This is a genomic window from Microbacterium sp. che218 (assembly GCF_040436305.1).
Classification (GTDB): domain Bacteria; phylum Actinomycetota; class Actinomycetes; order Actinomycetales; family Microbacteriaceae; genus Microbacterium; species Microbacterium algihabitans.
The window spans coordinates 3,308,831-3,325,951 of the sequence record NZ_AP031501.1; the positions used below are offsets into that span (position 1 = coordinate 3,308,831).

The 17,121-nt window shown below is 67.1% G+C and carries 21 protein-coding genes and 1 tRNA gene; 16 read left to right on the forward strand and 6 right to left on the reverse strand.

The window, feature by feature from the left end; translation table 11 throughout:
- Window positions 1–25: 25 nt before the first annotated feature.
- From ABXS86_RS15585 to ABXS86_RS15620, 8 genes are all read left to right on the forward strand, one after another.
- Window positions 26–640: a nucleoside deaminase gene (locus ABXS86_RS15585; RefSeq protein WP_307213040.1), complete on the forward strand. Its 615-nt coding sequence runs from the start codon at window positions 26–28 to the stop codon at window positions 638–640.
- Window positions 637–1,590 carry a sugar phosphate isomerase/epimerase family protein gene (locus tag ABXS86_RS15590; protein ID WP_353665062.1) on the forward strand — a complete coding sequence of 318 codons (954 nt, stop codon included), beginning with the start codon at window positions 637–639 and terminating at the stop codon, window positions 1,588–1,590. Before ABXS86_RS15585 ends, ABXS86_RS15590 begins: the two co-directional genes overlap by 4 nt.
- A gap of 111 nt (window positions 1,591–1,701) precedes the next feature.
- On the forward strand, window positions 1,702–2,895 hold the full coding sequence (locus tag ABXS86_RS15595) for a low temperature requirement protein A (RefSeq protein ID WP_353665063.1): 1,194 nt from the start codon (window positions 1,702–1,704) through the stop codon (window positions 2,893–2,895).
- Between the two features lie 117 nt (window positions 2,896–3,012).
- A complete protein-coding gene (locus ABXS86_RS15600) occupies window positions 3,013–3,282 on the forward strand; it encodes a hypothetical protein (RefSeq protein ID WP_353665064.1) in 270 nt (89 codons plus the stop codon).
- Between the two features lie 278 nt (window positions 3,283–3,560).
- Window positions 3,561–3,887 (forward strand): hypothetical protein, encoded by a 327-nt coding sequence (locus tag ABXS86_RS15605; RefSeq protein ID WP_353665065.1) that lies wholly within the window; start codon window positions 3,561–3,563, stop codon window positions 3,885–3,887.
- Complete coding sequence (locus ABXS86_RS15610; protein WP_353665066.1) at window positions 3,884–4,048, forward strand: hypothetical protein; 165 nt, start codon at window positions 3,884–3,886, stop codon at window positions 4,046–4,048. The genes ABXS86_RS15605 and ABXS86_RS15610 overlap by 4 nt, the downstream gene beginning before the upstream one ends.
- Window positions 4,049–4,091: 43 nt before the next feature.
- On the forward strand, window positions 4,092–4,343 hold the full coding sequence (locus ABXS86_RS15615; RefSeq protein ID WP_307213032.1) for a hypothetical protein: 252 nt from the start codon (window positions 4,092–4,094) through the stop codon (window positions 4,341–4,343).
- A gap of 269 nt (window positions 4,344–4,612) precedes the next feature.
- Window positions 4,613–5,473, forward strand: coding sequence for a hypothetical protein (locus ABXS86_RS15620; RefSeq protein ID WP_353665067.1), 861 nt, complete (start codon window positions 4,613–4,615; stop codon window positions 5,471–5,473).
- Between the two features lie 137 nt (window positions 5,474–5,610).
- Here ABXS86_RS15620 and ABXS86_RS15625 read toward each other — a convergent pair whose 3' ends face one another.
- Window positions 5,611–5,958 carry a hypothetical protein gene (locus ABXS86_RS15625; protein ID WP_353665068.1) on the reverse strand — a complete coding sequence of 116 codons (348 nt, stop codon included), beginning with the start codon at window positions 5,956–5,958 and terminating at the stop codon, window positions 5,611–5,613.
- Between the two features lie 315 nt (window positions 5,959–6,273).
- Between ABXS86_RS15625 and ABXS86_RS15630 the strand changes: the two genes are divergently transcribed.
- The 3 genes from ABXS86_RS15630 (at window position 6,274) to ABXS86_RS15640 (ending at window position 8,535) form a co-directional block, all read left to right on the forward strand.
- Window positions 6,274–7,101 carry a hypothetical protein gene (locus ABXS86_RS15630; protein ID WP_353665069.1) on the forward strand — a complete coding sequence of 276 codons (828 nt, stop codon included), beginning with the start codon at window positions 6,274–6,276 and terminating at the stop codon, window positions 7,099–7,101.
- Window positions 7,102–7,114: 13 nt separating this feature from the next.
- Window positions 7,115–7,525, forward strand: a complete 411-nt coding sequence (locus tag ABXS86_RS15635; RefSeq protein WP_307213025.1) for a hypothetical protein — start codon at window positions 7,115–7,117, stop codon at window positions 7,523–7,525.
- Between the two features lie 815 nt (window positions 7,526–8,340).
- A complete protein-coding gene (locus ABXS86_RS15640; protein ID WP_307213023.1) occupies window positions 8,341–8,535 on the forward strand; it encodes an abortive infection family protein in 195 nt (64 codons plus the stop codon).
- Between the two features lie 212 nt (window positions 8,536–8,747).
- Here ABXS86_RS15640 and ABXS86_RS15645 read toward each other — a convergent pair.
- The 3 genes from ABXS86_RS15645 to ABXS86_RS15655 form a co-directional block, all read right to left on the reverse strand.
- A tRNA-Lys gene (locus tag ABXS86_RS15645) sits at window positions 8,748–8,823 on the reverse strand.
- Between the two features lie 40 nt (window positions 8,824–8,863).
- Window positions 8,864–9,883, reverse strand: a complete 1,020-nt coding sequence (locus ABXS86_RS15650) for a FecCD family ABC transporter permease (protein WP_353665070.1) — start codon at window positions 9,881–9,883, stop codon at window positions 8,864–8,866.
- Window positions 9,856–10,902, reverse strand: coding sequence for a FecCD family ABC transporter permease (locus tag ABXS86_RS15655; RefSeq protein WP_353665071.1), 1,047 nt, complete (start codon window positions 10,900–10,902; stop codon window positions 9,856–9,858). The genes ABXS86_RS15650 and ABXS86_RS15655 overlap by 28 nt, the downstream gene beginning before the upstream one ends.
- A 23-nt stretch (window positions 10,903–10,925) precedes the next feature.
- Between ABXS86_RS15655 and ABXS86_RS15660 the strand changes: the two genes are divergently transcribed.
- Window positions 10,926–11,969 (forward strand): iron-siderophore ABC transporter substrate-binding protein, encoded by a 1,044-nt coding sequence (locus ABXS86_RS15660; protein WP_353665072.1) that lies wholly within the window; start codon window positions 10,926–10,928, stop codon window positions 11,967–11,969.
- A 105-nt stretch (window positions 11,970–12,074) separates the two neighbouring features.
- Here the strand turns inward: ABXS86_RS15660 and ABXS86_RS15665 are convergent, their stop codons facing one another.
- Complete coding sequence (locus tag ABXS86_RS15665; RefSeq protein ID WP_307213015.1) at window positions 12,075–12,752, reverse strand: fasciclin domain-containing protein; 678 nt, start codon at window positions 12,750–12,752, stop codon at window positions 12,075–12,077.
- A gap of 324 nt (window positions 12,753–13,076) precedes the next feature.
- Between ABXS86_RS15665 and sigK the strand changes: the two genes are divergently transcribed.
- From sigK to ABXS86_RS15685, 4 genes are all read left to right on the forward strand, one after another.
- Window positions 13,077–13,667 carry an ECF RNA polymerase sigma factor SigK gene (gene sigK / locus ABXS86_RS15670; protein ID WP_373459181.1) on the forward strand — a complete coding sequence of 197 codons (591 nt, stop codon included), beginning with the start codon at window positions 13,077–13,079 and terminating at the stop codon, window positions 13,665–13,667.
- Window positions 13,664–14,482, forward strand: coding sequence for an anti-sigma factor domain-containing protein (locus ABXS86_RS15675; protein ID WP_307213011.1), 819 nt, complete (start codon window positions 13,664–13,666; stop codon window positions 14,480–14,482). Before sigK ends, ABXS86_RS15675 begins: the two co-directional genes overlap by 4 nt.
- 55 nt (window positions 14,483–14,537) lie before the next feature.
- Entirely contained in the window at window positions 14,538–15,176 is a 639-nt protein-coding gene (locus ABXS86_RS15680) for a DNA-directed RNA polymerase subunit beta (RefSeq protein ID WP_251508956.1), read from the forward strand.
- A gap of 210 nt (window positions 15,177–15,386) precedes the next feature.
- Window positions 15,387–16,271, forward strand: coding sequence for an aminotransferase class IV (locus ABXS86_RS15685; RefSeq protein WP_353665073.1), 885 nt, complete (start codon window positions 15,387–15,389; stop codon window positions 16,269–16,271).
- Between the two features lie 54 nt (window positions 16,272–16,325).
- Here the strand turns inward: ABXS86_RS15685 and pstB are convergent, their stop codons facing one another.
- Window positions 16,326–17,105 carry a phosphate ABC transporter ATP-binding protein PstB gene (pstB, locus tag ABXS86_RS15690; protein WP_144833083.1) on the reverse strand — a complete coding sequence of 260 codons (780 nt, stop codon included), beginning with the start codon at window positions 17,103–17,105 and terminating at the stop codon, window positions 16,326–16,328.
- Window positions 17,106–17,121: the final 16 nt, after the last annotated feature.

Sequence of the window (17,121 nt, forward strand, 5' to 3'; positions counted from 1 at the left end):
CCCCCCCCCCCGAGAGAAGGACTCCATGCACCTCGCCACCCGCGCGACCTCGTACCGCATCGACCTGCCCGCGTGGATCGACGACGAGCTCGTCGACGTCCCCGACGCCATCCCCGACCGCACCGAGCGCATGCGCCTCGTGCACCGCCTCGCCGCACGGAACTTCCGCGAGGGAAACGGCGGACCATTCGCCGCCCTCGTCGCCGAGACCGCCACGGGGCGGATCGTCTCGGTGGGGGTCAACGTCGTGCTGGCCAGCAACGTCTCGAGCGGTCACGCCGAGGTCACCGCGCTGGGCCTCGCGCAGACGGCGCTGGCGTCGTGGGATCTCGGGGGAGAGGGGATGCCGAGCCACGAGCTGGTCGTCAACTGGCGCCCCTGCATCCAGTGCTACGGGGCCACGATGTGGTCGGGCGTGCGGACGCTCGTCGTGGCCGGCGACGGACCCGAGCTCGAGCAGATCACGACGTTCGACGAGGGGCCGCTGACGGCCGACTGGGCGGCGGAGTTCGAGGCGCGCGGGATCGAGGTCGTGCAGGACGTGCTGCGCGACGAGGCCCTCGCGGTGTTCCGCGATTATCGGGCGATGGTGGATGCCGGCGGGGCCCTGGTCTACAACGCCCGGGGCGGTGCCGAATGAGCGTCCGTGCCGACCGCATCGCGCTCAACCCGATCCAGTGGGCGAACGTCAAGGCCGACCCGAGCGACCCCGACAGCGACGACCTGTGGCTGTTCGCGGATCCCGCGTTCCGCGCCGACTACCCCGGCATCCTGCGCGCGATCCGCGAGGCAGGCTTCGCCGCGGTGATGATGGAGGTGCTCGACACGCAGACCCTGCAGGACTACGCGCGCATGGTCGCGGACGCCGGGCTCGCCCTGGCGCCGGGATACGCGAGCATCGCTCTGCCCGAGGATCACGGTGTCGCGCTGGCGGCGGGCAGCGCCGAAGAGGTGCGCTGGTTCGACGGCGTGCGCCGCAAGGCCGAGGAGTCGAACTTCTTCGGCCTCGACACCGTCTTCCTCGCCCCCGAGATGTCGTGGAGCGACACCGCGGTGCGGAACAACGTGAGCGTCGCCGTCGGTGCGGCCTTCGACGCGGGCCGCCTCGACCGCGTGATCGACATGATCGGTCGCTCCGCCGAGGTGCTGCGGGCCGAGGGTGTTCGCGCCGGTCTGCACAACCACATCGGCACGTGGATCGAGACCGAGCACGAGATCGAAAGCACCCTCGCGGCGATCCCCGCCGATCTGCTCGGGGCGTCGTTCGACATCGGGCACCTGGCGTGGGCGGGAATCGACCCGGTCGCGATGGTGCGCCGACACGCCGATCGTGTGCTCGACCTGCATCTCAAAGACCTCGACCTGTCGGTCGCCGAGCGCTCGCGCCTGACCCCCACGCCGTACCGAGAGGCGACGGATGCCGGGATCTTCCTCGAACCCGGCCTCGGCGATCTCGACCTGGATGCCGTGCTGGCGGCCCTCCCCGAGGAGTGGGCGGGCTGGACGATCATCGAGGTCGACCGCGCGAGCATGGACCCGATCGCGAGCGCCGCGGTCAGCTGGGAGTGGACGGCGGCGCGGCTGCGCTGAGGGGTGTGGCCCGCGCTCGGTCGCGCTGGCGGCGAGGATTGCGGTCTCGAGCCCGCGGACGCCACCGTCGGAGATCCGTCGGTGTCCGACGCGTCGGTGTCAGGATGGGGCATGGCATTCGGGATGGCCCGCGACGTGTTGCGCCCCACGGACTCCTCGCGCGCGGACCGGGTGACGTACGTCGAGCTGTTCTTCGACTTGATGTTCGTTCTCGCGCTGACGCAGTTGTCCGCCTACCTCTTCGAGAACCAGACTCCGCTCGGCGCTTTCGAGGGCGTCATCATGGTGTGCGCACTGTGGTGGGCGTGGGTGTCGACCACCTGGGTGACCAATTGGCTCGATCCCGTGAAGCTTCCCGTGCGCGGAGCGGTCGTCGCTCTGGGTTTCGTCGCGCTCGTGATGAGCGTCTCGATCGCGGAGGCATTCGGTGATCGAGCGTGGGCGTTCGCTGTGGCGTACGTCGTCCTGCAGATCGGGCGCACGGGATTCATCGTGTGGGCGACCCTTCGTCATGACCGGCGGGTGGCGCACGATTTCGCTCTGATCCTCGGGTGGACCGTCGTCGGCGGCGCCCTCTGGATCGTCGGTGCCGTGCTGCCGCCTGCCTGGCAACTGCCGTTGTGGACCGCGGCTCTCGCTCTCGAACTGCTCGGCACGATCCTGGGGTATCCGATACCTGGTCGAGGAAAAGTGCTGCTGCAGTCGTGGGACCTGTCCGGTCCCCACATCGCCGAACGGACGGCGCTCTTCGTCCTCATCGCCGTCGGCGAGGGATTGCTCGTCACCGGCCTCGCGTTCGTCGAGAAGGAATCGTCCGCGTCCTCGGTGGCGTCGCTGGTGACGGCGTTCGTCGCCGCCGCGGCGGCGTGGTGGATCTACTTCGATCACGGCGAGCGCGTCGGCGCGGAGGCGATCGAGGCGTCAGACGAACCTGGCCGACTCGCTCGCACGGCCTACACCTGGGTGCACCTTCCGATCATCGGCGGGATCGTGTTGCTGAGTGTGGGCGACAAGGAAATGCTTTCGCATCCCGACCAGCGAAGTATCGCCGCGACGATCGTCATCGTCGGCGGGCCCCTCCTCTTCCTCGCCGGCACCGTGCTGTTCCGGCGCACCCTCGAAAGGCGGTGGCCGCGTGCTCAGCTGTTCGGCCTCGTCGGTCTGGCCGTGCTCGCGGGGATGGCCCTTCTCCTGCCTGTCCTCGACGCGCTCGGGCTGTCGATCGCGGCCGCGGTTCTTCTCGCCGGTGTGGCGGCGGCCGAGACCGTCGAGCGGGTGCGTCGTGGGCGCAGAGCGGGGGGATGAATGCACCTCCGCCACTTCCGCCGGTGCTGACGGTAGTGATCACGCTCTTCTCCCACGACGGGCCGCGAACCCGGTGACAGCGGACGGTCTGGGCCAGAAGTACGCCATAGTGGCGGCATGCCGATCGAGACGCGAGAGCGCAAGAGGGAGCGATCCTGCATGGTGATGACCATCGTGTGGGTGGTTCTCGGCTCCGCCATGATCGTGATCGCGGTGATGTCGGGAGAATTCTCCGCATGGCAGCTCGTCGTCACGGGCTTCTTCACCCTCAACGCGCTGCCGTGGTGGCTCTACCTGCGCCACGAGCGGCGCAAGCGCGAGAAGTTAGCGCAGAGCGGGACGCCACTATCTTCTCCATTCGACCGCGATCGGTATCCCCCGGTTTAGAGCGTGGTTGCGCCACGACGGGGAGTACAGTGGGCAGTCGTCCCGTGGACGCTCTGGGTCGTTCCCTCAGGAGTTCTGGCGCACGATAGCCCCATCCATGCGAGTGATGCGGTGCTCCACACGCCGAGGCCTCATGGACGTCTTAGAGCCATGATGCACCTCGGACATGACCCCGGTTCGAGGCGTTCGCCGCCGAGCGCGCCTAATTCGCTCCTGCTCACGGAAACAACGCCCGGAGAGACCATCAGCGTCACCAGCGTCTATCTGAAGCGAGTGCCATGACCAGCGCCAACCCCACATTCGTCTACGAGGTCAACGGTGCCTCGTTTGCCAACCTCCCCAACAGCCCGCGGTCCTACGAGGACAACCTGCGCCGCATGCTATCTCTGGTCGGGGAACCGGGTCGCTCCACGTTCGCGCTGTCCAAGCTGCCGGACGGTCAAAGCATTTGGGACGTCAAGCGGGAGACGTTGCCTAGCGTGTTCCTTCAGGCGGCAGGAACCGCGGAAGACATGACCGTTGAGTGGCGGCGCCTGGATCAGGACGGCGTGGAACGGCTATATACCGTCGGACGGGGGGCCGCGCGGGGGGCGAGCCCACGATGACCATCGAGTTCCTCGACGGCACGGGCCGCGCATTGGTGCACCCAGATGAAGCCTTCACCGCGGAAGAAGCAGGCGAGATCTTCGTGCACTACTTCCACACCCTCACTGTCCCCGCCCACTATGTCCTGCGCGAGGTCGACCTGCCCCTGCCGACAGCGTGACGATGCCCTTGGATGGTGAGACGCCGTTCAAGCCGACGAAGTGATGGGCGCCGAGTTCAACCCGCCGTTCGACGCCCTCATCGCAGCAGATGACGCGTTCCAAAAGCAACGCACCCCCGCCGATGGCGAGGGTGCTTCGATGTCTCAGGCGTCGCGTGAAATCCTGAACATCGCTTTGGGCGATATTTCGAGTAAGCGCAATATGGTGGGGCTTGTTGAGAGGTACTCGAGTTTCTTGATTCGTCTCTCATCACGTTTTCTCTTCGACGGGACGATAGTGTGCTTGGGGCGATGACCGCTATTGTGCGCGGGGGGACCATATCGCTTCGAGCCATCGGTCTTGACTACTATTCTCTGTCTAACAGCTTCGAGTATTTCAACCTTGCGTTCTATTCGCCGATACGGTGGGCGTGCTCTCAAAGTTTTCGGACGATAGATTGGGGGATCGGTAGCGAAGCTGCCAAGGCTAGTCGGGGCGCAACCTTGGTGCCGACGCGAGGTCTGGTGCGCCGTTAGGCGCCCCGTTTCTCGTAGTATTGCGGTTCGATATCCATGGAGGAAACGATGAACAAGAGCCTTTTACTCATCAAGCCGGATGGTCTGCGTGACGATCGCAAAACGCGGGCGGTTTATAAGGCGGCAAGTTCCCATGGCCTGCGTATCACGCGCGAGCTAGACACGCGTGTCGGGTCGGAATTAGTAGATGACATTTGGCCAAAGTTCTCTTCTCGGTCTCACCAGTTGGCGTCATTGATGCTACGGGCCTACTTGGGCAATCGGACAGTGCGGGTCCTTTATGTTGAGGCGGATAATGCGGTAATCGCGCGTAGCCGCGCGGTGCGTAAGGAGGTGCGAGAACAATTCGGCGATTCGATGTTCGCGAACGTCGTGCACACTCCAGCGGACGAGGAGGAGCGGATCGCCAATCTCTCCTTCTTCAGCGCACTAGAGCAGGGCGTAGAGTACCAAAGACATCTCGATCTTTCCGCCGGCCCTGGCCATTTTGGTCGATTTGCAGCATTCCCTATAGACGCTCTGCAACGCCTCGTGGAGCTCTTGTGGTCTGGGGAGGATGACGATTGGGGCTTCCTTAAGTCCTCACGTGACTTCGGGGAGTGGATTTACCTTCTGCCCGGAAGCGATAACTCCATCGACTACGAGGTTTCGGTTCTATGCGAGCTTTTTCCTGATCGCCCGGTCGAGTGGTGTGTTCACCGTTTTGTGGAGGCGGAGATCTTCGGTAGTGCACCCCTCGCGAGGTTAGATGAGGGGGCCCCCATTGATGTCTTGCGTAGATTTCAGGGTGAGGGCGTCCGTGCGGTCACAAGTAAGGACGGCTTTCATCTGACCGATGACGCATCTGAAGCCAAGCCGGGCCGCAGTGGACAGCCGCCCCGTACCTCGCCGAGCTCGACGACTGACTGACGCGGAGAAGATGGCGTTCGTTGAGGGCTACAAGCGGGGAGAGCTGGTTGCTGATCTAGCTCGGCAGCTCGGAGTCCATCGCACGACGCGTCCTGGTGGGACGTCGCTCGAGCCGGCCGCCCGTTGAGTTGGAGCCGTCAGGTGCCCTGAGGCTTCGGCGGTGTGCGCGAGGACTTCGGTGCCGGAGTGGCGTCAACGATCGCGGCGATGGCATCGCGTTTGCCTGCTGCCTCGCGTTCGATCTCGTCGCGGACGTCCTTCGCGCGTCGTTGAATGGCTGGATTGGCCCTGGTCTTGTCGATCCAGGCTTCGATAGCGGGGCGGACTTCGTCGGTGACGGTCCGGTCGTTGAGCTGGGCGATGATGTCCAGCTGCGTGCGGGTGGACTCGTTGAGTCTGACCCCGAGGGGTTTGATCGGGCCGTAGTCGAGTCCGTTGGCGGACGCAGCAGAGGCGGGCGGGGTGGTGGCGTTGGACTCGCTCATGGGCGAGTCACCTCCTTGACGGGTGCGGCCCGAGAACTCGATTGGTTCTCTCCAAGACCGCATACGGCAACGAAGCTACGGAGCGGGTGCCAGAGCTGAACTGCAGCACCCGCTGTGCACATTGAACGCCGAAATAGGCGGTACGCCAACCGTCCGATCGGCCCCCTCAGGGGAGAACGCAGACTTTGCACCTATCGGCCGGGGGCGCGATTTCTATATGTTTGCCCAAAAGAGGTCACTCAGCTCGCTCGTGAAAGGACTCTGGTGGGGCTCACATACATCGTTTCGTTACTATCCGCTGCTTTCCTCGCAATCGTGCCCCTCACGGCCAGCCCACCCGATGAACCCAATTCGACCGACTCTCCCACCGTAACTTTCATCGCAGTCGAGGACGCCACCTTCCCTGAGGTTCTGAAGTCGCTGAATGAATCCAATCCTTCCGAGGACGTCGCCGCGTTCCTGTCTGCGCAAGCCGACGACCCCAGTCCTGAGCTCGAGGAACTCGGGCTCACCGACGTGCCGATCGAGAGTGCCCGCGAGATGCTTGACGATGCGGCTGCGGTGGCGGCTGAGGACGCCGGGGTTGACCCCGGCGACGACAGCCCCCAGGCGTTTTCGGACCCGACCCACGTCGCGTTGATGGCACCCGCTTCGTTCTCAGCCTCGGGACCAGCCGTGAAGATGTCGATTGACACAGCAGGGGTGGCGGGCGAGGCAATCAACAACCGGTTCTCCTGGAAGCGATCCGATCGCGCCTACCTCCGGGAATGCAATGGGTGGTCCTGCTGGGCAAACTCCTGGCTCGACTGGCGCGTCGTGACAGACCCGGGCAAGAACAACACGCGTACCAATGTGCAGTTCCTCAAAGGCGGCGAAGGCAAGCTCGGAGCAGTCCGCCTGCGGACCGTCGTTCTGTCGAGCGGTAGGAACATCTCAAGCACCACGGCGCGGTGGAATGCGAATGTTTCGGGCCAGAACCAGTGGAACAGCAACCACCAGTCAACGCAGGGGCGCAACTTTCAGATGTACTACAAGCTGGATTTTATCGGTCCGAACAACTCGACCAGCTCTTATGAGTTCAAGTCCCGCATTACGGGCGCGTGCAACGACCCATACCCCGCCGCATACCGTTGCTTGTTCTGAGAGGAGAGTGCTTATGACCGACGCGGATGATGTAAAACGTCTCTCCTCAGCTGATCTTTGGCGTCTGGCGGATGAGCCGGGGCTATCGATGGAGGTGTGTAGAGCCATCATGGAGGTTGGTGAAGAGGCGGTTCTCGTCAGCCTCGCGTGCAACTATGAAGCGCCTGAAGCCGCGCTCTCGATCTTGGCATCCCGAACCGATCGGGTCGGGGAACTTGCTAGAGAAAATCCAAACGCTGCCGCTTCGGACAAAGACCGAGCACCGATCGGTAATTTCGGATCGTCTGGGATTGCCCGGTTCGCCGAACAGCGCCAAGCAACCTGGGAGCAAGCGAGAGCCCTCGCCGATGCCTACGACCGCGCGCCCCACCCGGGAGGGCCCCTCCTTGGGGATGTATGGCGCGACATCTTGGCGAGAAAGTGACTAGGCATCAACGGGTGAGCCGTTTTTTAACTCCACGACCTGGGCGTTCGAAGCTAACCGATAGTGCCTAGTCGCCTGCGCTGGGAGCCGAGCGTCGGCGTGCAATGCGCGGAAAATCTTACTGTCAGCAGCGATCACAATAGAGCGGCTTGGCGTGATGCCCGGTATGGCCGCAACCTAGCGGCCGCGGCTCTCTGGCCAGATACGTGTCATAAGCGAATTCGTCGGCCGCTGGGGCGGGATCGGAAGATGGCGTCAGAACCCATCTCGGACGACTGGATCTGGGGCCGAGGACTTTGGGGCTCTAGCGAATCGACCGTGCCGCGCCGGAGGATGAGGCTCTCACAGCGGCCGACGTCACTGAGCGCGTTCCTCTCCTGGCTTGTCGCGTTCGAGGTCGCGCTGATTGTCTTCCGAGAAGCCCATGGAAGCCTTGATCGCGCAGATTCGTAGGGTAAAGACCCCTGCGGGCGACCTCCTACGGTGAAGCTCCGCCTGCAGCCGCAACACGTGGGTCTGCGGTTCCGCCGCACGATCCTCGGCGAGTTGGTGTCGGCTGACGGCGCGATCTACGGCACATAGGACCCGTCCCGCCACGTCCCCCCCCTGGTCGGACCTCCCGCAGATGCGTCGCCCGTTCCGCATCGGCGTCGACTTCGCTGTTGCCGTCCTCGGACCGCTCGCCGGGTAGGACGAAGCGAGGCGCCTCACCGAACAGGTAGTCATCGGAGAGGGTCGCGATTTCGGCCGCGAGGGAGATGTGCAGGCGTGCGCGAGACTCGCCCGCGGCGGGCGGCTTGCCGAGCCCGGCGCGGGTGGCTGCGCCGACGGTGAACTCGCTGGCGGAGCTGCGTAACGAGCTGGGGATCGGCCATGGGCAGTCCTCTCGCAGCGCGGCGCTTGCGCGTCACGCACGTCTGGCGCTGAACGCGACCGTGACGATCGCGGAGTTCGTCCTCGACACGTGGCAGGCGCGGATCGAATCTGGGGCGTTGGAGCTCTCCAACTAATCTGTGACCGCTCCGAAATCACATCTGACGGATGGTCGCGAGAGCCGCGTCGAGGGTGTGGAGGGCGTGGAGGACCTGGATCGAGTGCGTGAAGATCAGGCTGATGAACATAGCGGCGTCTGTCTTGGCCATGACGGAGCGGGAGACGACCCAGGCGGCCGCTGATTCGATGCCGAACATCGCTCTTGGTGATATTTCGAGTAACGCTGACGTGGTGGGCCCGGAGGGGCTCGAACCCTCGACCCGCGGATTAAAAGTCCGATGCTCTGCCAACTGAGCTACAGGCCCTGATGTCTCCAGCGTACCGGGCGCGAACGGGCCCGCGTGTTCACCGGCGCGTGCGCGCCACGATCCAGAACAGGTACGCCCCGCCCACCACGCCCGTGACGAGCCCGACCGGGATCTGCAGGGGAGCGAGCGCCCGCTGCGCCACGACGTCGGCGATGAGCAGCACCGTCGCGCCGATGGCGGCCGACCCGACGAGGGGGATGCCGCTGGTGCCCATCACCCGCCTCGCTAACTGGGGCGCGGCGAGGGCGACGAAGCCGATCGGTCCCGCGACGGCGGTGGCCGTGCCGGTCAGCAGCGCCGCCACGACGACGAGCACGAGCTTGGCGCGGCCCGTACGGACACCCAGCGAGCGGGCGGTGTCGTCACCGAGCTCGAGCGCGCGGAAGTCGCGGTGCACGAGGACCAGCACCGTCGACAGCACGATCAGCGAGCCGAGGAGCAGGGCGACGTCGGATGCCGAGGCGGCCACGAGACTGCCGTAGAGCCATTGCGTCGCGTTGCGGGCGATCTCGAGGGGCGCCCGCGTGAGCAGGTAGTCGTTGAGGGCCGAGAGCAGCATGCTGAGCGCGATCCCCGCGAGGATCGTCTTCTCGCGCGAGATCCCGACCCGCCGGGCGATCATCATGACGACCACGACGGTGAGCAGCCCGCCCATCCACGCACCGGCCGCTGGCGACGCGGTGGGCGCGATGAGGGTCAGCCCGATCAACGCCCCGGTGGCCGAGCCGGCGCTGAAGCCGACGATGTCGGGGCTCGCGAGCGGATTGCGGGCAAGGGTCTGGAACACCGCCCCGGCGAGCCCGAGAGCGGCGCCGATCGCGAGCGCGGCCGAGATCCGAGGAACCCGCAGGCCCAGCACGACGAGCGAGGTACGCGCATCACCTGTGCCGGAGAGGGCGGATGCCACGTCTCCCACCGACGCCTGGAACGAGCCGGTCGTCAGCCCGACCACCGCCGCCACCACGGCGACGGTCAGCGTCACGCAGAGGGTGATGACGGGGCGGCGGGAGCGGCGCCGCACGAGCGCGGTCACGTCGACTTCCGCAGGATCAGCCACAGCAGCAGGGGAGCGCCGACGAAGGCGGCGACGATCCCCGCCTCCACCTCACTGGGAAGCGCGATGACGCGACCGACGACGTCGCTCGCGAGCGTCAGGGTGGCGCCGCCGACCGCCGCAAGGGGGAGCGAGGCGCGAAGGCCACCGCTCACGGATCCGCGCACGAGGTGCGCGACCAGCAACCCGATGAACGCGAGCGGGCCGGCCGCGGAGGTGGCGGCGGCGCAGAGGACGGTGATCGCGGCACCCGCGCCGAGGATCACCGGGAGCGGGGAGACGCCGAGAGCCCGGGCGAGGTCGTCACCGAGACGCAGCTGATCGAGGCCGCGCGCGACGACGATCGCCAGCACGATCCCTACGGCGGCGAACGGCAGCAGCTGCGCGGCGACGCCGGGATCGCGTCGCTCGAACGACCCGACCGCCCAGAAGCGGAACGACTCGAACGTGTCGTCGTCGGCGAGCGTGATGATGCGAACGAGCGCGCCGAGACAAGCGCTGAGGGCGACCCCCGCGAGCACGAGCCCGACGGTGTCGCTGCGTCGCCCGGGTCGGGCGGCGAGGGTGACGAGCACGGCCGCGCCGGCTGCCCCCGCGAAGGCGAACCAGACGTAGCCGCTCGCGGTACCGATGCCGAACACGGAGATCGCGACGACGACGCCGAGGGCGGCACCCGCGTTCACCCCGAGAAGTCCGGGGTCGGCGAGCGGGTTGCGGGTGAGCGCCTGCATGAGCACCCCGGCCACACCGAGGCACGCACCCGCGAACAGTGCGGTGATCGTGCGCGGCAGGCGCAGCTGGTGCACGATGACGCCCACGGCATCCGTGCGATCCGAGAACAGTGCCGAGACGACGTCAGCCGGTGAGACCGCCCGCGATCCGACGGCGAGACTCGCCACGATCACGCCCATCAGGACGACGGCGAGGCCCAGCGTGACGACCGCGAGGCGCGCTCTCGAACGGCGTCGCAGGCGCGCCGAGGAGTCGGCATCCGCAGACACGGCCGGGTGGATGTCGAGCACAAAGGTAAGGATAACCTAACCCTGTGACTGCTTTTCGTTCCCTGTCTTCCCGCCATCGTTTTCGTCCCCTCGTCGCCGCTCTCGGTGCCGTCGCCGTCGTCGCCCTCGCGGGCTGCGCCGGCCCCGCCGCCTCCACCCCGAAGGTGGATGCCGAAGCCGCGGCGACCGGAGAGTGGGTCGTCTCGCGCGACCTCGAGCCGGGCATGGGCTCCGACGAGGCCGACGGTGTCTTCCCCCGCGAGGTGACGCACTTCGCGGGGGTCACCGAGATCCCCGCCGCGCCGACGCGCATCGCGGTGGTCTCGACGGGGCAGCTCGATGCGTTGCTCGCGCTCGGCGACGTCCCCGTCGCCGCGACCCGGGCCGAGAACAGCGGGCTCGTTCCGCCGTACCTGCGCGACGCGTTCGCCGACGACGCGGCATCGCTCGACGCGATGACCGACATCGGAGAACGCACCGAGCCCGACCTCGAGGCCATCGCGCAGGCGGCGCCCGACCTCATCCTCATCAACTCGACGCGCGGCGAGGCGCTCTACGACGCGCTCTCGGCGATCGCCCCGACGGTGGTGACGAAGGGCAACGGCGTGAACTGGAAGAGCGACTTCCTGCTCATCGCCGACGCCTTGGGCGACGAGAGAACGGCTCGCGGCGAGCTGGATGCGCTGCAGAGCGACAGTGCGGACTTCGCCGCGACGCACGCCGCGGGGGAGCCGACAGTGTCGTTCCTGCAGTCGACCGGCGATCGCACGCGCATCATGGGCGTGCCCTCGTTCGCGGGCGGGATCGCCGAAGACCTCGGTCTCGGACGGCCGGAGTCCCAGCGGTTCGACGAGACATCGCAGGAGATCAGTGCCGAGCAGATCGACCTCGCCGATGCCGATCACGTGTTCTACGGGGGAACGGGGCAGGGCGTGTCGTTCATCGAGGACGCCCCCCTGTGGTCGACCCTCTCCGCCGTCGCAGACGGGAAGACGACGACCGTCGACTTCGACCCCTGGTTCATGAACGCCGGCCCCGTCGCGGCGCGGCTCGTGCAGGACGAGATCGTCCGCGTCCTCGGTTCCTGACGAACGAAAGCGAGCGCCGGACCCCCTCGCCTGGGGTCCGGCGCTCGCCGTCAAGGTCGATCACTGAGTGATCGGTCGGATGCGCGTCGCCGCGCGTCCGAGGACTTACATCGGGGGCATCAGCACCGAGTCGATGAGGTACACCGTGGCGTTGGCCGTCTGGACGCCACCGCAGATGACGTTGGTCGAGCCGTTGACGGTGATCGCGTCACCCGAGCCGGCGACGGTCACGTCCTGGCCCTCGACGGTGGTGTGCGTGCCGTCGATCTCGCTGGGCGAGAGCTGGCCGGGGACCACGTGGTACGTGAGGATCTTGGTCAGGGTGGCCGAGTCGGTCTTCAGCGAGTCGATGGTCGCGGCGTCGATCTTGGCGAACGCGTCGTCGACGGGGGCGAAGACGGTGAACTCGCTGCCGTTCAGGGTGTCGACGAGGTTCACGTCGGGGTTCAGCTGGCCCGAGACGGCTGCGGTGAGCGTCTTGAGGAGGGGGTTGTTCGACGCGGCGACCGCGACCGGGTCAGCGGCCATACCGGCGACCGAGCCGGCACCGGAGGGAACGGCGGCGGCGTAGTCGGCGCAACCGGGGCCCACGAGGTTGGAGGCCGGGTCCATGGCGCTGGACGAAGCCGACATCGACGGCGATGCGGACATCGACGGCATCGACGAGGACTCGTCGGTGGTGCTGCCGCCGGCGGTGGAGCCGCCCGAGCAGGCGGTGAGTGCGAAGGCCGAGCCCAGAACGAGGGCGAGACCAGCAATAACGGGCTTCTTGTTGGTGAGCATGACATTCCTCCGAAATCGTCCGGATCGCGTCTGCGACCCGTCAGGGACACCCCGGTGCGAGGGGCGGTTCGCCGTGGAGCGGCTTACACAGGGCATTCGGGACCCCCGGCGCATCGGATTGCGGAATGTTGCGATTCACCAGGCTCAACGGCATCCGGATCTCGAGAAATACCAGATCAGCGGGTTGAAAATATTCTCGAGAATATTTTTCGACGAGTTCGGTCCGCGTTCGGAAAGGGCGGGGAGGGCCGCGGGCGCTACCTCACGCGCGACGCGCGCGCACCCACGCGTGCCCACGCGGAGACGTACGCAATGATGGGACTCATGGTGATCGACGGCTTCGACCTCCCCGATGAGGGGCCTGCGCCTGCCGATCATGTCGGGGCCTTGCTGCAACGCGTGGCCGCCGGCGACCGCTCCGCTTTCGCCGAGCTCTACGACACGCTGTCCGCTCGCGTGTTCGGTCTCATCCTGCGCGTGCTCGTCGACCGGTCGCAGAGCGAAGAGGTTTTGCAGGAGGTCTTCCTCGAAATCTGGCAATCCGCTGCGCGCTTCACTCCGAACAGAGGGCAAGGAAGATCGTGGGTTCTCACGATCGCGCACCGACGAGCGGTGGACCGCGTGCGGTCGTCGCAGTCGAGTGTCGATCGCGACGTGCGCGCAGGATTCCGCGATATGGATGTCGCTTATGACGCCGTGTCGGAAAAAGTAGAGATGAAAATAGAAGGGCGGCGCGTCGTCGATGCATTGGCGGCGCTTCCCGAAGCACAGAAGGAAGCACTCACGCTCGCCTATTTCGGTGGGTACAGCCAAAGTGAGATCGCAACCCTCGTCGGGGCACCGCTCGGCACGATCAAGACCAGGATGCGCGACGGCCTGTCGCGCTTGAGGATGGAAATGGGGGTGGACAAGTGAACGAGAGGGATTTCGCCGACCTCGCCGTCGGACACGCGCTCAACGCGCTTTCCGAGGCTGATGAGCGCGCGTACCAGGAGGCTCTCGCGGGGAACCCGAACTGGGACCACCACGTGCGCCACGCCGTCGATGCGGTCGCCGCGATCGGCGACTCCGTCGAGCCCGTCGAGCCCCCGCCGTCCGTGCGTGCGTCGCTGTTCGCCCGCATCTCCGAGCTGCCGCAGGACTCAGCGGCATCCACTTCTTCGAACGAATCCGCCGTCGATGACGAGGACTACGCCGCGGCTGGGCCCGCCGTCGTCGAGCCCGAACGCGAGGCCGTCACCGTCGGTGCGTCCTCGGCATCCGGCTGGGGCGCCCGCCGCTGGTTCGCGCTGGCCGCGTCGTTCGCCGCCGTCCTCGTTCTCGGCTTCGGCGCCGTCACCGTCAGTCAGCTGTTCGCCCCGCCCGCCGCGGTCGTGGCCCTGCAGCAGATCGAAGACGCGCCCGACGCGCAGTCGGCCTCTGCCACCATGCCCGACGGCACGGTCGCCACGGCCCACTGGTCGCCCTCGAGCGGCAAGAGTGTGCTCGTCGCCGACGGCATGCCGGCGTTGCCCGACGGCAAGACCTACGAGTTGTGGTTCGTCCGCGGTGAGAACCAGATCGCCATCCCGGCCGGGATCTTCGAGCCGGATGCCGACGGCAACGCCACGGCCCAACTGGCGGGCGAGATGCACAGCGGTGACGTCATCGCCGTGACCGTCGAACCCGCCGGCGGTTCGCCCGACGGCACGCCGAGCTCGGCCCCCGTGCTCGCTGTCGCCACGGCGTGAGCTGCCCCGCCTGAGTCCGGCCCGGCCTCCCGGGGCGACGCTCTAGCCTGGATGCATGAGCGATTCCCCCCGCGAGTTCCACAAGCCGGTCCGGCGTCCCGCCGAGCTCTTCGACCGCCTGTTCTCCGCCGAGGATCCGGCTGAGGTGTCGCGCGTCGCGCACAGCACCGCTCAGGCGCTCCTGTCGCGGGTTCGCGCTGATCCGACCGTCGACGTGGTGGAGCGACTGGTCGCCTTCACCGACGACCACGGCATCGACGACATCGCCGAGCTGTGGTCGCGCTCGCCGGCGCGGTCGCTGCCCGGGGCACTGTGGCGGCTCTACCTGCTGCAGCTCATGATCCACGACGACGCCGCGACCGCCGCCCTGCTGTACGAGCGCGGCCGGGTCGAGATGGCGACGGTGGATGCCGTGGTGGCCGGGGCCCCTGCCCCCGCCGGGCCCGAAGAGCTCGTCGCGCTCATCGACACCATCCTGCGCGGTCTGTTCGAGGGGGACTTCGCCGTCGCCCTCGATCGCGCAGCGGCGTTCTGCCGAGTGCAGGCGGCGGGGTCCACCCATCTCGCCGACGACTACGAGAACACCGAGTCGGAGCGGGCGAGCGCCCTGACCACGCGTGCACTGCGACTCGCGACCTACGCCGAGGATCTCTCGGCATCCGCCGCTCTGTGGCGCCGCGACGCGCTGACCTGAGCGATCCGCGGGAGAACCCACCGCGGAAAAGAAAAGTGCCGGACCGCAGAACGCCTCTCGGCGCAAGGCCGCTCAGAGCGGCAGAAGATGGAGCCCGGGGTTACTGCGGCCCGGCATGAAGAGTGTAACAAGACCGGCGCGAAGGCATTCCCTCCGACAGCCCCGTTGACAAGCCCCGGGCGTGTCGCCTTGCGCGTCTAGGCTCGCGGTATGGCTTGGCGTTCCGCTCTTGTGCTCGACCCCGCGGCATCCGACGACACCCGAGAGGAGTGGGACGCGACGTTCCGCGTCGTCGACCCCGACGGACCCGTCCTTCCGCTCGGAGAGCTGAGCGCCCAGCGCGGCGACGGGATCTTCGAGTCGCTCGGAGTCGTCGACGGGCACGTGCAGGAGGTGGGTCCGCACCTGGCCCGCCTCGCGCGCTCGGCCGAGCTCTGCGAGCTGCCCGCACCAAACCCCGCGCAGTGGCGGGCGGCGATCGCCCGCGTCGCCACCGAGGCGGGCTCGGGCGAGAACGTCATGAAGCTCGTCCTGAGCCGAGGTGTGGAGCAGGGCCCGACCCCGACCGCGTGGATCACCCTCGCCACCGCGCCCGACAACTCCCGCTCCCGGAGCGAAGGTGTCGACGTCGTCACCCTCGACCGCGGCTATACCCTCGACGCCCCCGCGCACGCGCCGTGGCTGCAGCTGGGTGCCAAGACGCTGTCGTACGGCGTGAACATGGCGGCCATCCGCGAGGCCCAGCGTCGCGGGGCAGACGACGCCGTCTTCGTCACCACCGACGGGTTCGTGCTCGAGGCCCCCACGGCATCCGTCGTCCTCCGCGTCGGTGATCGCTTCGTGACCCCGTCGCCCGCCGCCGGCATCCTGCACGGAACGACCCAGCTGAGTCTGTTCTCGTTCTTCGAGGCCCGCGGCTTCTCGACGGCGTACGAGACGGTCCCGGTGGCCGATCTCGCGACGGCGGATGCCGGTTGGTTGCTGTCGAGCGTGCGGCTCGCCGCCCCGATCCGCTCCGTCGACGGCACGCCGGTGCCGGTCGACCGCGCGTTCACCGACGAGCTGAACGCCTACCTGCTGGGCCCGCGCGACTGAGGCGCGAACGGCGAAGGCCCCGCCGGAGCGGGGCCTTCGCGGTGCGCGGGGTGCTTATCCGAAGCGACCCGAGACGTAGTCCTCGGTCGCCTGGACGCTGGGGGCGGTGAAGATCGACGCGGTGTCGTTGTACTCGATGAGCTTTCCGGGCTTGCCGGTGCCGGCGATGTTGAAGAACGCCGTCTTGTCGCTCACGCGCGAGGCCTGCTGCATGTTGTGCGTCACGATCACGATCGTGTACTCGCTCTTCAGCTCGCCGATCAGCTCCTCGATCGCGAACGTCGAGATGGGGTCGAGGGCCGAGCAGGGCTCGTCCATCAGCAGCACGTCGGGCGAGACGGCGATCGCGCGCGCGATGCACAGACGCTGCTGCTGACCACCCGAGAGGCCGCCGCCGGGCTTGTCGAGGCGGTCCTTGACCTCGTTCCAGAGGTTGGCGCCCTGCAGCGACTTCTCGACGAGGGCGTCGGCGTCGCTGCGCGACATGCGCTTGTCGTTGAGCTTCGCGCCGGCCAGCACGTTCTCGCGGATCGACATGGTCGGGAACGGGTTGGGACGCTGGAAGACCATGCCGACGTGACGACGCACGAGCACGGGGTCGACGCCGGGACCGTAGAGGTCGTCGCCGTCGATGAGCACGCGGCCCTTCACGTGACCGCCCGGGATGACCTCGTGCATGCGGTTGAGGGTGCGCAGGAACGTGGACTTGCCGCAGCCCGAGGGGCCGATGAACGCGGTGACCGAGCGGGGCTCGATGTCGATCGAGACGCCCTCGACCGCGAGGAAGTCGCTGTAGTAGACGTTGAGGTCCTGGACCTCGATGCTCTTGGACACGAGTGAGTGCCTTTCT

Excerpts from the sequence above, each read along its gene's own strand:
- ABXS86_RS15585 (WP_307213040.1), top strand. The coding sequence starts at position 26 with ATGCACCTCGCCACCCGCGCGACCTCGTACCGCATCGACCTGCCCGCG.
- ABXS86_RS15590 (WP_353665062.1), top strand. The coding sequence starts at position 637 with ATGAGCGTCCGTGCCGACCGCATCGCGCTCAACCCGATCCAGTGGGCG.
- ABXS86_RS15595 (WP_353665063.1), top strand. The coding sequence starts at position 1,702 with ATGGCATTCGGGATGGCCCGCGACGTGTTGCGCCCCACGGACTCCTCG.
- ABXS86_RS15600 (WP_353665064.1), top strand. The coding sequence starts at position 3,013 with ATGCCGATCGAGACGCGAGAGCGCAAGAGGGAGCGATCCTGCATGGTG.
- ABXS86_RS15605 (WP_353665065.1), top strand. The coding sequence starts at position 3,561 with ATGACCAGCGCCAACCCCACATTCGTCTACGAGGTCAACGGTGCCTCG.
- ABXS86_RS15610 (WP_353665066.1), top strand. The coding sequence starts at position 3,884 with ATGACCATCGAGTTCCTCGACGGCACGGGCCGCGCATTGGTGCACCCA.
- ABXS86_RS15615 (WP_307213032.1), top strand. The coding sequence starts at position 4,092 with ATGGGCGCCGAGTTCAACCCGCCGTTCGACGCCCTCATCGCAGCAGAT.
- ABXS86_RS15620 (WP_353665067.1), top strand. The coding sequence starts at position 4,613 with ATGAACAAGAGCCTTTTACTCATCAAGCCGGATGGTCTGCGTGACGAT.
- ABXS86_RS15625 (WP_353665068.1), bottom strand. The coding sequence starts at position 5,958 with ATGAGCGAGTCCAACGCCACCACCCCGCCCGCCTCTGCTGCGTCCGCC.
- ABXS86_RS15635 (WP_307213025.1), top strand. The coding sequence starts at position 7,115 with ATGACCGACGCGGATGATGTAAAACGTCTCTCCTCAGCTGATCTTTGG.
- ABXS86_RS15665 (WP_307213015.1), bottom strand. The coding sequence starts at position 12,752 with ATGCTCACCAACAAGAAGCCCGTTATTGCTGGTCTCGCCCTCGTTCTG.
- sigK (WP_373459181.1), top strand. The coding sequence starts at position 13,077 with ATGGTGATCGACGGCTTCGACCTCCCCGATGAGGGGCCTGCGCCTGCC.
- ABXS86_RS15680 (WP_251508956.1), top strand. The coding sequence starts at position 14,538 with ATGAGCGATTCCCCCCGCGAGTTCCACAAGCCGGTCCGGCGTCCCGCC.
- ABXS86_RS15685 (WP_353665073.1), top strand. The coding sequence starts at position 15,387 with ATGGCTTGGCGTTCCGCTCTTGTGCTCGACCCCGCGGCATCCGACGAC.